The organism is Streptomyces liangshanensis (assembly GCF_011694815.1).
Classification (GTDB): domain Bacteria; phylum Actinomycetota; class Actinomycetes; order Streptomycetales; family Streptomycetaceae; genus Streptomyces; species Streptomyces liangshanensis.
Genome location: NZ_CP050177.1, coordinates 6,887,211 through 6,900,436, shown reverse-complemented (window position 1 = coordinate 6,900,436; position 13,226 = coordinate 6,887,211). Strand labels below are relative to the sequence as shown.

The 13,226-nt window shown below is 72.1% G+C and carries 12 protein-coding genes and 1 riboswitch; of the genes, 6 read left to right on the top strand and 6 right to left on the bottom strand.

Annotated features, from left to right (window positions below; genetic code table 11):
- Nucleotides 1-10: 10 nt before the first annotated feature.
- Together HA039_RS30015 and HA039_RS30010 are read right to left on the bottom strand one after the other, a co-directional pair.
- Nucleotides 11-313 (bottom strand): urease subunit gamma, encoded by a 303-nt coding sequence (locus tag HA039_RS30015; RefSeq protein WP_167034604.1) that lies wholly within the window; start codon nucleotides 311-313, stop codon nucleotides 11-13.
- Nucleotides 314-467: 154 nt separating this feature from the next.
- A complete protein-coding gene (locus HA039_RS30010) occupies nucleotides 468-761 on the bottom strand; it encodes a type II toxin-antitoxin system Phd/YefM family antitoxin (protein WP_167034602.1) in 294 nt (97 codons plus the stop codon).
- A gap of 55 nt (nucleotides 762-816) precedes the next feature.
- Here HA039_RS30010 and HA039_RS30005 point away from each other — a divergent pair, with 55 nt between their 5' ends.
- From HA039_RS30005 to HA039_RS29995, 3 genes are all read left to right on the top strand, one after another.
- On the top strand, nucleotides 817-1,464 hold the full coding sequence (locus tag HA039_RS30005; protein ID WP_243869821.1) for an ATP-dependent Clp protease proteolytic subunit: 648 nt from the start codon (nucleotides 817-819) through the stop codon (nucleotides 1,462-1,464).
- 7 nt (nucleotides 1,465-1,471) lie between these two features.
- Nucleotides 1,472-1,780, top strand: coding sequence for a hypothetical protein (locus HA039_RS30000; protein ID WP_167034598.1), 309 nt, complete (start codon nucleotides 1,472-1,474; stop codon nucleotides 1,778-1,780).
- Nucleotides 1,781-2,091: 311 nt separating this feature from the next.
- Nucleotides 2,092-2,274: riboswitch (cyclic di-AMP (ydaO/yuaA leader) on the top strand.
- A 3-nt stretch (nucleotides 2,275-2,277) separates the two neighbouring features.
- A complete protein-coding gene (locus HA039_RS29995) occupies nucleotides 2,278-2,751 on the top strand; it encodes a C40 family peptidase (protein WP_167034596.1) in 474 nt (157 codons plus the stop codon).
- 157 nt (nucleotides 2,752-2,908) lie between these two features.
- On the opposite strand, the gene HA039_RS29990 is transcribed toward HA039_RS29995, so the two are convergent.
- Both HA039_RS29990 and HA039_RS29985 read right to left on the bottom strand, forming a co-directional pair.
- The gene (locus HA039_RS29990) at nucleotides 2,909-3,340 is read right to left on the bottom strand and encodes an ATP-binding protein (RefSeq protein WP_167034594.1); all 432 of its coding nucleotides are present in this window, start codon (nucleotides 3,338-3,340) and stop codon (nucleotides 2,909-2,911) included.
- A gap of 206 nt (nucleotides 3,341-3,546) precedes the next feature.
- The gene (locus HA039_RS29985) at nucleotides 3,547-4,749 is read right to left on the bottom strand and encodes an 8-amino-7-oxononanoate synthase (protein WP_167037815.1); all 1,203 of its coding nucleotides are present in this window, start codon (nucleotides 4,747-4,749) and stop codon (nucleotides 3,547-3,549) included.
- Nucleotides 4,750-4,995: 246 nt separating this feature from the next.
- On the opposite strand from HA039_RS29985, the gene bioB reads away from it, so the two are divergent.
- Genes bioB through bioD form a run of 3 tightly spaced genes read left to right on the top strand, consistent with a single transcriptional unit; the run spans nucleotide 4,996 to nucleotide 8,234 of the window.
- Nucleotides 4,996-6,171, top strand: coding sequence for a biotin synthase BioB (gene bioB, locus HA039_RS29980; protein ID WP_167034592.1), 1,176 nt, complete (start codon nucleotides 4,996-4,998; stop codon nucleotides 6,169-6,171).
- A complete protein-coding gene (locus tag HA039_RS29975; RefSeq protein ID WP_167034590.1) occupies nucleotides 6,164-7,468 on the top strand; it encodes an adenosylmethionine--8-amino-7-oxononanoate transaminase in 1,305 nt (434 codons plus the stop codon). The genes bioB and HA039_RS29975 overlap by 8 nt, the downstream gene beginning before the upstream one ends.
- 1 nt (nucleotide 7,469) lies before the next feature.
- A complete protein-coding gene (gene bioD / locus HA039_RS29970) occupies nucleotides 7,470-8,234 on the top strand; it encodes a dethiobiotin synthase (RefSeq protein ID WP_167034588.1) in 765 nt (254 codons plus the stop codon).
- Nucleotides 8,235-8,330: 96 nt separating this feature from the next.
- On the opposite strand, the gene car is transcribed toward bioD, so the two are convergent.
- Both car and HA039_RS29960 read right to left on the bottom strand, forming a co-directional pair.
- Nucleotides 8,331-11,771, bottom strand: a complete 3,441-nt coding sequence (gene car, locus HA039_RS29965) for a carboxylic acid reductase (protein ID WP_279592873.1) — start codon at nucleotides 11,769-11,771, stop codon at nucleotides 8,331-8,333.
- 71 nt (nucleotides 11,772-11,842) lie between these two features.
- Complete coding sequence (locus HA039_RS29960; RefSeq protein WP_243869819.1) at nucleotides 11,843-13,078, bottom strand: IS701 family transposase; 1,236 nt, start codon at nucleotides 13,076-13,078, stop codon at nucleotides 11,843-11,845.
- Between the last annotated feature and the right edge of the window lie 148 nt (nucleotides 13,079-13,226).

Sequence of the window (13,226 nt, the reverse complement as noted above, 5' to 3'; positions counted from 1 at the left end):
CGTCCCGCCCTCAGACGATCGGGTCGTGGACGGTGACGAGCTTGGTGCCGTCCGGGAAGGTGGCCTCCACCTGCACGTCGTGGATCATCTCGGGGACCCCCTCCATGACGTCCGCGCGCCCGAGCACCGTGCGCCCCGACTCCATGAGTTCGGCGACGGTACGGCCGTCCCTGGCGCCTTCGAGGAGGTGCGAGGTGATCAGCGCCACCGCCTCGGGGTGATTGAGCCTCAGTCCGCGGTCCCTGCGCCTGGCCGCCACGTCCGCGGCCACATGGATGAGCAGGCGTTCCTGCTCGTGCGGGGTCAGTTGCACGCTTCCACCTCACTGTCCGGCTCCAGGGTCCCTGGGGCCTGTCACCGTAAGGCCGAAGTTTTTCGGGCGCGTTAACTGACACCCTCCGCTGGGCCGTGGGGGTGAGCGCCGTATACGACGGCGGCCGCGGGCCCCGCCCCCTCCCGGCCGGCCGTCAGCGCCCGTGGGGCGGCTCGTCGTGGGGCCGGCGCAGCTCGGCCGCGATCCCGAAGCGCGCGCGTTCGCCCGGAGCGGACGGCACGGACCCGATCGACGAGACCGACGTGATCACCTGCTCCTCGGCCGGCTCCTGCTCCCGCTCCAGTTGTTCCAGGTCAGCGGCGGACACCAGCGCCACCAGCGGCTTCCCGTGGCGCGTCACGACCACGCGCTCGCCGCCGTACACGACGCGGTTGATCAGGTCGGCTAGCTCCGCCCGGGCTTGCGTCACCGGAATCTCGTAGGCCATGCTCCCCAGGGTACGGGACGTACGTCCTGTACATTTTTTACAGAAGGGGATCCCCGTGAGCCACGGCCATGCCGCCCGCTACGTCCTGCCGGAGTTCAACGAGCGGACGTACCACGGGACCCGCACGCTCGACCCGTACTCCAAGCTCTTCGAGGAGCGGATCATCTTCCTCGGCACCCCCATCGACGACACAGCGGTCAACGACGTCATCGCGCAGTTCCTCCACCTCGAGTACGCGGCGCCCGACCAGGACATCTGCCTCTACCTCAACTCCCCCGGCGGCTCGGTCAGCGCCATGACCGCCATCTACGACACGATGCGGACGGTCATGTGCGACGTGCAGACGACGTGCCTGGGCCAGGCGGCCTCCACGGCGGCCGTCCTGCTCGCGGCCGGCACGCCCGGCAAGCGGATGGCACTGCCGGGCGCGCGGGTCGTCCTCCAGCAGCCGAGCGTCGACGAACCCGTCCGGGGCCAGCCGTCCGACCTGATGATCCAGGCCGGGGAACTGCTGCGGACGCGCGACCTGCTCGGGTCGCTGCTGGCGGAGCACACCGGGCAGAGCGCCGAGCGGGTACGGGACGACCTGGAGCGGGACACGATCTTCGACGCCGCCGGCGCGCGGGCGTACGGCCTGGTCGACCACGTGGTGGGGACGCGCAAGACCTCGGCCGGCCTCGTCGGCCCGGCGGGCCGGCGGTGACCCGCGCGTGCTGCCGCCCGAACTGCCGCCCCTGCCCGCACTGACCCGCGCCGAAGGCGAGTTCGTCGACGCCTTCCTGTCCGTGGTGGATCTGCTCGGGCGGATCAACCCGGCGCGCGAGAACGACACGTACAGCGCGTTGCGCGCCGCCCAGGCGCTCCCCGCGCGCGCCGTGGAGCTGCGGGACGCCCTGACGAAGATGCACGCCAGGGGCGAGACGGAGGTGCACGCCGCGACCCTGGCGCGGGCGTTGCGGGTGCTCGACGGGGAGCGCCGCGCGGGACGCGTCACCATGCCGCCCGGGGAACCGGCTTGACGGAGCGTTCCCGTACGGGCGTGCGCCTACGGAAACGCCTCCCCCGTTCGGCGTAGGAGCCGACTGGACACCACCGGGGACGTGAGTTGCGCAAAGTGACCATACGCGCAACGAGAGGTGACACTCCGTCGCAGGTGCGACCCTCGTCGGGCCCCCGTCGTCCGGACCAAAACCCTCGCGTGCACCCGTATGGGTCAGACGTGATGAGATTCACATATCGTCGTTTCGCCTCGGAAATCTCTCCGATCCGCGTCAAGATCCCTGGGACGACAAGCCCCCGCCAACCGCGGCGGGGCGGTCCGGGCGGACGCCGAGTCCTGCCGCCGATCCGGATGCCTGGTCGACACGAGTGGATCGGCAGGAGTGGAGGACCCGAGCAGTACGGGCCGGCCCGCACAGGGTCGTCCCTCGGGGTGAAGCCGCTGACGCGGCCGGGCAACTTCGCCAGCCCGAACCCGACAGGTCATCCTTCACAGGCGGCTGACGAAGGGTTGCGCATGACTGCGCAGACACATGTCCCGTCCGTGTTCTCCCGGGCGGGGGCCGTCTCGGCCCTCACGCTCGCCGCGGTCGGCGGTTCGCTGCTGGTCCCGGGCGCCGCGTCCGAGGCCCAGGCCGTGCCGCACGCGGCGACGGCGCTCCAGGTGGCCGCTTCCAAGAAGGGATCGCCGTACAAGTACGGGGCGTCGGGGCCACGCCGCTTCGACTGCTCGGGGCTGACGGTCTATTCGTACAAGAAGGCGGGCAAGAAGCTGCCTCGTACCGCCCAGCAGCAGTACAACAAGACGCGCCACATCTCGGCGGCCGGCCGGAAGAAGGGGGATCTGGTGTTCTTCCACTCGGGGAGCAGCGTCTACCACGTCGGGATCTACGCGGGCGGCGGCAAGATCTGGCACTCGCCGAAGAGCGGGGACGTGGTGCGGCTGGAGCGCATCTGGTCCAGGAGCGTCTGGTACGGCCGGGTCGGCTGACGGGGCCCGGGCGGGCGGACGGAGCGCGGTCCCGGGACGGTGCGGGGGCGGGGACAGGGCCCTCGGAGCCGTCTGATGTCTCGGAGTCTTCGGGGTTACCGGAGTTGCCGGAGCCGTCGGAGTTCTGGGAGTCGTGAGAGCTGTCGGGACGGTGTGCTCAGCTCTGCACCGGCACCGTCCAGGGCAGCGCGATCCAGACCGTCTTCCCGCCTTCCTCCGTGGGGGTCACGCTCACCCGTCCGCCGCACTCGGCGGTCAGTGAGCGGATGATGACCATGCCGCGGCCGTTGTCCTGCTGCACCGCGGCGGGCAGCCGCCGCGGCCACCTCGGGTGGCTGTCGGTGACGCCGACCCGCAACCGCTCGTCGCGCTCCAGCCGTACGTCCACGGTGAACGTCGGGGACCGGCCGAAGGTGTGCTGGACGGCGTTGGTCGCGAGCTCCGAGACGATCAGCCGGACCGTGTCCGCCAGATCGGCCTCGCCGGGCAGCCCCCATTCCGTGAGAAGGTCCGCGACGAATCTTCGGGCCGCGGGGACCGAGGCCGCATCACTCGGCAGGGTGACGGATGCTTCCTGATGGTCTGCCATGGCGACGCTGTCCCTTTCCCGCCGGGCCGGACTTCGGCACAGAACTGATGCTGCGCCGGCGGCTCGGACTGTGCTTCGCGCCAGAGTGCCACTTATCGTGCCGTTCAGGGGGCTGATCCACCGAGATATGTGGAATTCTGTCGCTCGAAGCGGTGAACTCTGCTACGTCAGAACGTATTTGAGGGCTCTTGTCCGGGGTTCCGGTGCTATCGGCCCACCGGGGCCGCGGTGGCGATGATCGTTCCCACCGCCGCGTCGAGCTGACGGTCCGTCAGGTCGGCGCGGGCGGTGAGCCTGATGCGCGAGACACCGTCGGTCACGGACGGCGGACGAAAGCATCCCACGGCCAGGCCCGCCGCGCGGCAGTCGGCCGCCCAGCGGACGGCGGCCTCCGCCGAGGCCGCCCGGACCGACACCACGGCGGCGTCCGGGCGCACGGCGCTCAACCCGGCCCCGGTGAGCCGCTCGTACAGCGTCAGCGCGACCTCCCGGGCCCGCGCCGCCCGCCCGGGCTCGCGGCGCAGCAGCCGCAGGCTCTCGCGCGCCCCGCCGACGGCGGCCGGCGCGAGTCCGGTGTCGAAGATGAACGTGCGCGCGGCGTTGACCAGGTGCTCGATGACCCGGGCCGGCCCGAGGACGGCGCCGCCCTGGCTGCCCAGCGACTTGGAGAGGGTGACCGTGGCCACGACGCCGCCGGCTCCCGCGATCCCCGCGGCGGCCGGCGCCCCGCGCCCGCCGTCGCCGAGCACGCCGAGGCCGTGCGCGTCGTCGACGACCAGGGCCGCGCCCCGGGTACGGCAGACCTCGGCCAGCTCGTCCAGCGGCGCGGCGTCGCCGTCCACCGAGAACACCCCGTCGGTGACGACGAGGGCCCGGCGTCCCGGGTGCGCGTCGAGCGTCTCGCGTACGGCCGCGGGGTCGGCGTGCGGGACGACGAGCGTCTCGGCGCGCGCGAGGCGGCAACCGTCGATGATCGAGGCGTGGTTGCCCGCGTCGGACACGATCAGCGAGCCGGGGGCGGTCAGCGCGGTGAGGGCGGCGAGGTTGGCCGCGTAGCCGGACGACAGGACGAGCGCGGCCTCGAAGCCGCAGAACCCGGCCAGTTCGGCTTCCAGTTCGGCGTGGAGCGTGGTGCTGCCCGTGACCAGGCGGGACCCGGTGGCGCCGGCGCCCCAGCGCAGCGCCGCGTCCGCCGCGGCGGCGGTGACCGCGGGGTGGCGGGCGAGGCCGAGGTAGTCGTTGCTCGCGAGGTCGACCAGGGGCGAGTCGGCCGCGCGGGGGCGGAGCGTACGGACCAGACCCGCGCGCTCGCGGCGGCGGGCCTCGGCGCCGGTCCAGCCGAACGGATCCGCGGGCGCCCCGGAGGCATGACCGGCCGCCGGGCGGGCAGAGTCGTCCGGTGCGGGCAGCCGTCCGGGACGGGAGCGCGGGTCCTGGCGGTCCTCCCGCGCGTGCTCGTGGTCCTGACGCGGGTCCTGGAGATCCTGCGGGTCCTGGCGGTCCTGCTGCACGGGAAGGGTCCTTTTGTAGGCTGCGCACAGACCCTAACCGGCACCGGATCGGGTCAGGATGTGGCCATACACACACTTCGATCCGGTGGTGTTGTCGGGTTCCTCCCTGGCATCGGAGCCTCGCGGTGAGCGAGGATCAACGCCATGGATCTGCTGAAGACGCTGGTGGAGAAGGGCCTGCGGCGTGAGCTGCCGACCCGCGAAGAGGCCCTCGCCGTACTGGCGACCTCCGACGACGAGCTGCTCGACGTGGTGGCCGCGGCGGGGAAGGTGCGCCGCCAGTGGTTCGGGCGGCGGGTGAAGCTGAACTATCTGGTCAACCTCAAGTCCGGGCTCTGCCCCGAGGACTGCTCGTACTGCTCGCAGCGGCTCGGGTCGACGGCGGAGATCCTCAAGTACACCTGGCTCAAGCCCGACGAGGCGTCGAAGGCGGCGGCCGCGGGCGTGGCCGGCGGGGCGAAGCGGGTCTGTCTGGTGGCGAGCGGCCGGGGGCCGACGGACCGCGACGTCGAGCGGGTCTCGGGCACCATCAAGGCGATCAAGGAACAGAACGAGGGCGTCGAGGTGTGCGCGTGCCTCGGGCTCCTCTCGGACGGCCAGGCCGAGCGGCTGCGGGCGGCGGGGGCCGACGCGTACAACCACAACCTCAACACGTCCGAGGGCACGTACGGGGACATCACCACGACGCACACCTACGCGGACCGCGTGGACACGGTGAACAGGGCCCACGCGGCGGGCCTCTCGGCCTGCTCCGGGCTGATCGCGGGCATGGGCGAGAGCGACGAGGACCTGGTCGACGTCGTCTTCTCGCTGCGCGCGCTCGACCCGGACTCGGTGCCGGTGAACTTCCTGATCCCCTTCGAGGGAACGCCGTTGGCGAAGGAGTGGAACCTCACCCCGCAGCGCTGCCTGCGGATCCTCGCCATGACCCGGTTCGTCTGCCCGGACGTGGAGGTACGGCTGGCCGGCGGGCGTGAGGTGCATCTGCGCACGATGCAGCCGCTCGCGCTGCACCTGGTCAACTCGATCTTCCTCGGCGACTACCTCACGAGTGAGGGCCAGGAGGGCAAGGCGGACCTGGACATGATCGCCGACGCCGGGTTCGAGGTGGAGGGCGCGGGCACCACGACGCTGCCGGAGCACCGGAGCGGCGCGGCCTGCGCGCCGTGCGGCGGGGCGGACGGCGGCGAGGGCGCGGGCGCCTGCGCTGGCGCGGTCCCGACGGCGCGGGCCGACGTGGCTCCCGCCGACGCGGTGCGGACGGATCTGGTGGCCGTGCGGCGCCGGGGCGCGGGTACGGACATCGCCCCGAATGCCTGAGACCGCGCTGCCCCCGCTCACCCCCCGGGACCTGCTCGACCTGGACCGCGCCCATGTCTGGCATCCGTACGGCCCCATGCCGGGCCGTACGGAACCGCTGGTCGTGGAGTCTGCGTCGGGGGTACGGCTCCGGCTGGCCGAACCCGCCCACGGGCAGCTTGAGTTGGTCGACGGGATGTCGTCCTGGTGGTCGGCGATCCATGGGTACAACCACCCCGTCCTCAACGACGCGGCCCACGCGCAGCTGGACCGGATGAGCCATGTGATGTTCGGCGGTCTCACCCACGAACCCGCCGTACGGCTCGCGGCCAAACTGGTCGAGATCACGCCGGAGCCGCTGCGGCACGTCTTCCTCGCCGACTCCGGTTCGGTGTCGGTCGAGGTGGCGCTGAAGATGTGCCTCCAGTACTGGCGGTCGGTGGGCCGGCCCGGCAAGCAGCGGTTGCTGACCTGGCGGGGCGGCTACCACGGGGACACCTGGCAGCCGATGTCGGTGTGCGATCCCGACGGCGGGATGCACGAGCTGTGGTCGGGGGTGCTGCCGCGCCAGATCTTCGCGGACGCGCCGCCGGTCGCGTACGACGAGACGTACGCGCGCGGTCTGCGGGAGCTGATCGGCCGGCACGCCGACGAGCTGGCGGCGGTGATCGTGGAGCCGGTGGTGCAGGGCGCGGGCGGGATGCGCTTCCACTCCCCCGCGTACCTGCGGGTGCTGCGGGAGGCGTGCGACGCGCACGACGTGCTGCTGATCCTGGACGAGATCGCGACCGGTTTCGGGCGCACGGGCACGCTGTTCGCCGCGGAGCAGGGCGGGATCTCGCCCGACGTGATGTGCGTCGGCAAGGCGCTGACCGGCGGCTATCTCACGATGGCGGCGACGCTGTGCACGACGCGGGTGGCCGAGGGCATCGCGCTCGGCGACGTGCCCGTACTGGCCCACGGGCCGACCTTCATGGGCAACCCGCTGGCCGCGTCCGTCGCGCTCGCCTCGATCGACCTGCTCCTCGGCCAGGACTGGCGGGCGGAGGTCGGGCGGATCGGGGCGGGGCTGCGCGAGGGCCTCGCGAAGGCGGCGGGGCTGCCGGGCGTCCTGGACGTGCGGGTGCTGGGCGCCATCGGGGTGGTGCAGCTGGACCACGAGGTGGACATGGCGGCGGCGACCCGCGCGGCGGTGCGGGAGGGCGTGTGGCTGCGGCCGTTCCGCGACCTCGTCTACACGATGCCGCCGTACGTGACGGGCGACGAGGACATCTCGAGGATCTGCCGCGCGGTGGTCGCGGCGGCGGAGGAGGGCTGACATGCCGGTGCTGGTCGTGACGGGAACGGGCACGGAGGTCGGCAAGACGGTCGTCACGGCGGCCGTGGCGGCGGCGGCCCTCGCGCGCGGCCGGACGGTCGCGGTGCTGAAGCCGGCCCAGACGGGCGTGGCCCCGGACGAGCCGGGGGACGCGGCGGAGGTGGCGCGGCTCGCGGGAGGGCCCGGCGGCGGGTCGGTGACCGTGGTGGAACTCGCCCGGTTCCCGGAGCCGTTGGCGCCCGCCACCGCCGCGCGGCGGTCGGGCCTGGCCCCGGTGTCTCCCGACGAGGTCGCCGACGCGGCGCTGAAGCTCGCCGTCGAACACGACCTGGTGCTGGTCGAGGGGGCGGGCGGCCTGCTGGTGCGGTTCGACGCGGCGGGCGGCACGCTCGCGGACGTGGCCCGGTTGCTCGGCGCGCCGGTGCTCGTGGTGGCCGCGGCGGGCCTCGGCACGCTGAACGTCACCGCGCTGACGACGGAGGCGCTGCGCGTCCGGGGCGTCGACCCGCTCGGGGTGGTGATCGGCAGCTGGCCCGACGGCCCGGACCTCGCGGCGCGCTGCAACCTGGCGGACCTCCCGGAGTCGGCGGGGGCGCCGCTGCTCGGCGCCGTACCGGCCGGGGCGGGCGCCCTGGATCCCGCGGACTTCGGGGCGCGGGCGCCCGGTTGGCTGGCGCCCGAGCTGGACGGGCGGTGGGACGCGGCGGCGTTCGGCGCGCGGTTCGGCGCCGGACTCCCGCGCGGCACGGGCCCCTCCGTACGGTGAGGACCATGCCGGCGTCGCCGGCCCCGGCGGGGGCTTCCGGGGCGGGCGACGCCGGCGCACGCCGCGGGGCTGTTCCCCCGGCGTGCGGCTCGGTGGCTAGGCGGACCCGAGCCGCTTGAGATCAGCGGCGTACTTCCTGATGAGGGTCCGCGAGAGGTGCGGTATGTCCTCGGCGGGACCGATCCCGGCGGCCCGGACGGCGGCCCGGAACCGGGTGGAGGGAATCACGGACCCGGGCACGGGCTCCTCGGGGTGCTCGAATCCGTGGAGGAGCGGCAGCGCCGAGTACTGCCGCTGTTTCTCGGGCAGGGCGCGCACGGCCGTCCCGAACCGGGCGAACCAGTCCGCGTAGTCGTCCACCCGCTCGATCCGGTCGCCCGCTTCTTCGAGCCAGTCGACGAAGACGTCGAGCGACACGCCGTCGTCGTGGGGATTGACGAGGCTGAACGTCTCGTACCCCTCCGTGGTGCGCCCGCCCAGCGCCACCACGGCGGCGGCGGTGAAGTCCACCGGCAGACCGTCGTAGTGGGCCCGCGGGCGGCTCTCCCCGGCGTCGCCGCGGTAGAAGGATCGCGGGGCGACGCCGGTGGCGACGACGCTGAACAGCAGGCGGGTGAACATGTCGGGCACGTTCAGCTGCCCGCCGTACCGGCTGTGCGCGAGGATCATGTTCGACCGGAACGTGGTGACGGGGAGACCGCACAGGTCGTGCGCCTCGCGCAGCAGGACCTCACCGGCCCACTTGCTCGTCGCGTAACCGCCGGCGTACCCCTCGTCGATGGGCTGGACCGGAAGGGCGGCCCGGACGTCCGCGTCCTCGTCCAGCGCGGGCAGTCCGGGGCGGGAGGTGGCGACGGCGACGCTGGAGATGTACGTGAACGGCTTGATCCGGTTCGTGAGCGCCAGGCGGACGAGCTCCGCCGTCCCCACGACGTTGGCCTCGAACAGGTGGTTGTACGGGAGGACGTGGTTCACCAGGGCGCCGGCGTGGACGATCAGGTCCACGTCGCCGGACAGGCGCCCCCAGGTCTCCTCGTCCAGGCCGAGGCGCGGTTCCGCGATGTCGCCCGCCACGACCTCCAGATGCCCGTCGGCCAGGCCCCGGTAGGTGGTGACCAGGTCGGCGTCCCCGCTGTCGAAGGCCTCGTCGAGCCGCTTCCTGGCCGCGGCGGCGTCCCTGCCGCGCACGACGCAGACCAGTCTGCCGCCCGTCGGCGCCAGCCGCTCCAGCCATTCCAGGCAGAGGAAGCGGCCGAGGTAGCCGCTGGCCCCCGTCAGCAGCACGGTCCGGGGTGCCCCGGACGGACGGGGCAGCGCCGTGGCGCCGGTGAGGATCTCCGCGTCGATGAACCGGTCCAGGGTGAGGTCCTTGGCGTGGACCTCGGTACCGGCCTCGCCGTGCACCGACGCGAAGGAGACGCGCGCCGGCCCGCTCGCGCGCTTCGCCTCGATGTACGCGGCGAGTTGGCGCAGGTCGTTCGCCGGGCTGATGACGACGTCCACGGGCACCTTGATCCCGAAGATGTCGTGGAGCAGGGCGGAGAAGGACACCGCGGAGAGCGAGTCGCCACCGAGGTCCCGGAAGTACGCGGTGGGGCTCACCTCGGCCATGGAGCCGGTGAACAGGGCCCGGACGGCGCGCTGGACGGTCTCCAGCACGGACTCGTCCGTGCCGGTACGGCGCAGCGCGCGCAGTTCCTCGGTCTCGCGCGCGGCGATGTCGGCGTACAGCTCCTCCAGGGGTTTCCGGTACCGGTCGAGCAGCGGGGGCCACAGCAGTTTCCGGTGGTCGGAGAGCAGGCCGTTCGCCTGGCTGAAGGGCTCGGTCTCGATGAGGAAGTCCCGGGGGATCTCGTACGAGTTCAGCTCCGCGTCCTTCGCGACGCGCTGGAACGACTCGCCGAGGTGCTGCTTGAGGGTGTCCCTGTCGTCGCCGAACCGTTCGAGGGTGTCGGGGGTGGGGACGACCACGGCGAGGAGGTAGGACCGTTCGCTGTTGCCGTGCACGAAGATCTGCCGGACCAGGGGGCTGGTGGCGAAGACGGCCTCCAGCCGGGAGGTCGCCACGAACTCGCCCTGGGAGAGCTTCAGTACGTTCTTGCGACGGTCCACGACGACGTGCCGGTCGGGGCCGGTCTCGGCGACGATGTCACCGGTCCGGTAGAAGCCGTCCTCGTCCAGGATCTCCGCCGTCAGCTCGGGCTGTTTGTAGTACCCGGGTATCAGGCCCTCGGTCTTCAGCAGCAACTCGCCCCGCGGGTGCGGCGTGTCGGTCCGGTAGTAGCCCAGCTCGGGCACGTCGAGGAGCTTGTAGTCGGTCACCGGGGGGCGCAGCAGCTCGCCGTCGACCGAGACGGCGGCGGCCTCCGTGGAGCCGTAGATGATGTGCAGGGGGAGATCCAGGAGGGATTCGACGAAGGCCTTCAGGTCGGCGGACAAGGGGGCGGATCCGCAGCTGGCCCAGGTGAGGCGGCCACCGATGAGATGCTCGCGCATCTCCGCCTTGACCTCTGTCTCGACCTTTTCCCGGTCGGTGTCGTCCGGGGTCCGCCGGTCGACCTCGCTCCGGAATCTCTGGAAGAGCATTTCGCAGACGCGGGGGACGAGCGAGAGTTCGTTGGGCCGTACCAGTGCGATGTCCTCGAAGAAGGTGGACAGGTCGCTGCTGGCCGTGAAGTAACTGATTCCGCCGCGCGCCAGGGTGTTCTTCAGTGAGGAATGCCCGGCGACATGGCTCATCGGCATGTAATTGATATTGATCGCGTGCGCGTCGGAGAAGAGTTTGGACCAGACACCGCCCCACATGGCTCCCGCCAGTCGTTCGGTGTACATGGCCCCCTTGGGCGTCCCGGTGCTTCCGGACGTGTAGATGAGCATGGACAGCGGGTCGTCGCCCTCGGCGGAGGCGTACAGCGGGGCCTCGGGCCGGGCGGCGCCGCGCGCGAGCACCTCGGAGAGCGGGGCGACATCGATGTCTCGGCCGGCCTGCCCGAGGCGTTCGTACGCGGACGTGAACGCGTCGTACTGGTCGCTGACCTCGGGGTGGTAGTCGAAGACGACCAGGCGGCGGGCCGACGGGTTGCGCAGCACCAGTTCCACGGCCACGTCGAGGCGTTCGACGCTCGTCGCGACGAGGTGCGGGGTCGTCTCGGCGACGATGGAGTCCAGTTGGGCGAGCAGGGCGCTGGTCTGGAGGGGAACGGCGACCGCGCCGAGATGGACGCAGGCCAGGTCGAGCGTGGCGTAGTCACGGCTGGCGAAGCCCAGGAGGGCGACCCGCGCCCCGGGAAGCAGGGGGTGTTCCGGATTTCCGTGCCATTCACGCGCCACGGTACGGACGCGTTCCCACAGTTCGCGGTAACTCGTCGTCTCGTAACGGGGAAGGAGGCGGAGAGAAACACGTTCCGTGCCCGGGTCCCGGACGAATTCCTTTGCGCGTTCACCGACGGCGGGCCGGTCCGCGTAGCGTTCCATCACATCTGCCAACATGTGCGCAAGCCGCATTCTGGGTCTCCGCATCGCATCAATGGCCGGCATTCCTGGCTGACACTCGAGGGAGATGCTAACCAGAGCCGAACGAGGTCTCGGAGGAAACGAGCGACGATCCGTCAGGTCCGCGCGGAGCGGTACGGGGACTGTCGCGGGCCGTTCGACAGCGCGACGACCGCGTGGGCGGCCGAGGCGAGGGTGACGTGCCGGTGCCAGCCGCCGAAGGATCGTCCCGAGTAGTCGCGGATGCCGACCCGGTCGGCGATCTCCGCGAAGTCCCGGTCGACCTTGCCGGTGAGCTTGGCCAGTCGGGTCAGGGCGGCGGGGGTCGCGGCCGTCATGGTGGTCAGCCACAGCTCCGCGGGCCAGCTCCCGCTGTCGTCGCCCGTGCCGAGCAGCAGGAGTTCCTCGGTCGCCGCGCGGTGTCCCCGCCCGGGTGACCGCTCCCACCGGTCGGGCGGGCCGACCCGGACCGCGGCGGCCAGATCCGTCCCGCTCGCGGTCCGCGGGCCGTGGCTCCGCGCCGCGACGGGCCGCCGCATGTCCTTCGCGAGGTTCATGATCTCGTACGCGGAGAGCACCTTGCCGCCGTGGCCGGGCAGGACGGAATCCCGTACGGCCAGCCGGAGATCGCCGGTGACCCGGCCGAGGAGCGGCATGCCGGCGGCGCCGAGCCGCTCGAAGACCGTCATCGCGTGCGCCTCGCGGACGTCGAGCACGACGGGCCGCACCGGCAGGTCCCACCGGGTCACGGTCTCCAGGCAGGCCTCGACGACACAGTCGCTGCGCGTCTCCACGCCGACCTCGTCCGGGATCGACACCTGGCTCCGCCGGGCGTCGTCCTTGAGCCAGGCCCGGGGAAGGTGGAGGCGCCAGTTGACCGGGGTGCTCATGTCCTCGGAGACCGCCCAGACCCCGATGGCCCGCTGTGCGTTGAGCACTTGTCCCAGGAGCGGGGAGAAGTGCTTGTCGACGCCGACCGAGTGGCGGCCCGTCTTGGGGATGATCATGGGCTGCACCACCCAGGCCCGCGGCGGCGCCACCCCCACCAGGTGGTGGGCGAGTGCCTGGCGGACGGGCGTCCAGTCCCAGGTGGATCCGCTGATGAAGTGGTGGAGGTTCTGCTCCGAGACCTGCTCGCCGAGCAGCGCCGCGAGGTTGCGTACCGACTTGCGCCCGCGGGCCTCCACCAGGCCGCGTAAGTACTGCGTGCCCTTTCTGTACTGGTCGCTGCGGGGCAGCGAGGTGAACAGTATCGAGCCGAGTTCGGCGAGGAGCACCTCGTGGGAACCGGACTGGAAGGACACGGGGGCGCCCTGTGCTCGGCGCGTGTCGTGCAGGTCGACGCTAACCATTGGTTTCCCTCACTCGTGCCAGGCCAGGAGTGCTTCGAGGTCGCTTCGGTCAGGTGCGGAAGCGGATCGAGGTGTGAGCCGGCGTCATGTCACGCCGGCCGGGCGGCGCGGTTCGTCATGGCGTGTGCCGCCCCGGTCCAGACACTAG

What these genes read in the sequence shown, in the direction of transcription:
- bioB (WP_167034592.1), top strand. Translation starts at nt 4,996, where the DNA reads ATGGATCTGCTGAAGACGCTGGTGGAGAAGGGCCTGCGGCGTGAGCTG.
- HA039_RS29975 (WP_167034590.1), top strand. Translation starts at nt 6,164, where the DNA reads ATGCCTGAGACCGCGCTGCCCCCGCTCACCCCCCGGGACCTGCTCGAC.
- car (WP_279592873.1), bottom strand. Translation starts at nt 11,771, where the DNA reads ATGCCGGCCATTGATGCGATGCGGAGACCCAGAATGCGGCTTGCGCAC.
- HA039_RS29995 (WP_167034596.1), top strand. Translation starts at nt 2,278, where the DNA reads ATGACTGCGCAGACACATGTCCCGTCCGTGTTCTCCCGGGCGGGGGCC.
- bioD (WP_167034588.1), top strand. Translation starts at nt 7,470, where the DNA reads ATGCCGGTGCTGGTCGTGACGGGAACGGGCACGGAGGTCGGCAAGACG.
- HA039_RS30010 (WP_167034602.1), bottom strand. Translation starts at nt 761, where the DNA reads ATGGCCTACGAGATTCCGGTGACGCAAGCCCGGGCGGAGCTAGCCGAC.
- HA039_RS29990 (WP_167034594.1), bottom strand. Translation starts at nt 3,340, where the DNA reads ATGGCAGACCATCAGGAAGCATCCGTCACCCTGCCGAGTGATGCGGCC.
- HA039_RS29960 (WP_243869819.1), bottom strand. Translation starts at nt 13,078, where the DNA reads ATGGTTAGCGTCGACCTGCACGACACGCGCCGAGCACAGGGCGCCCCC.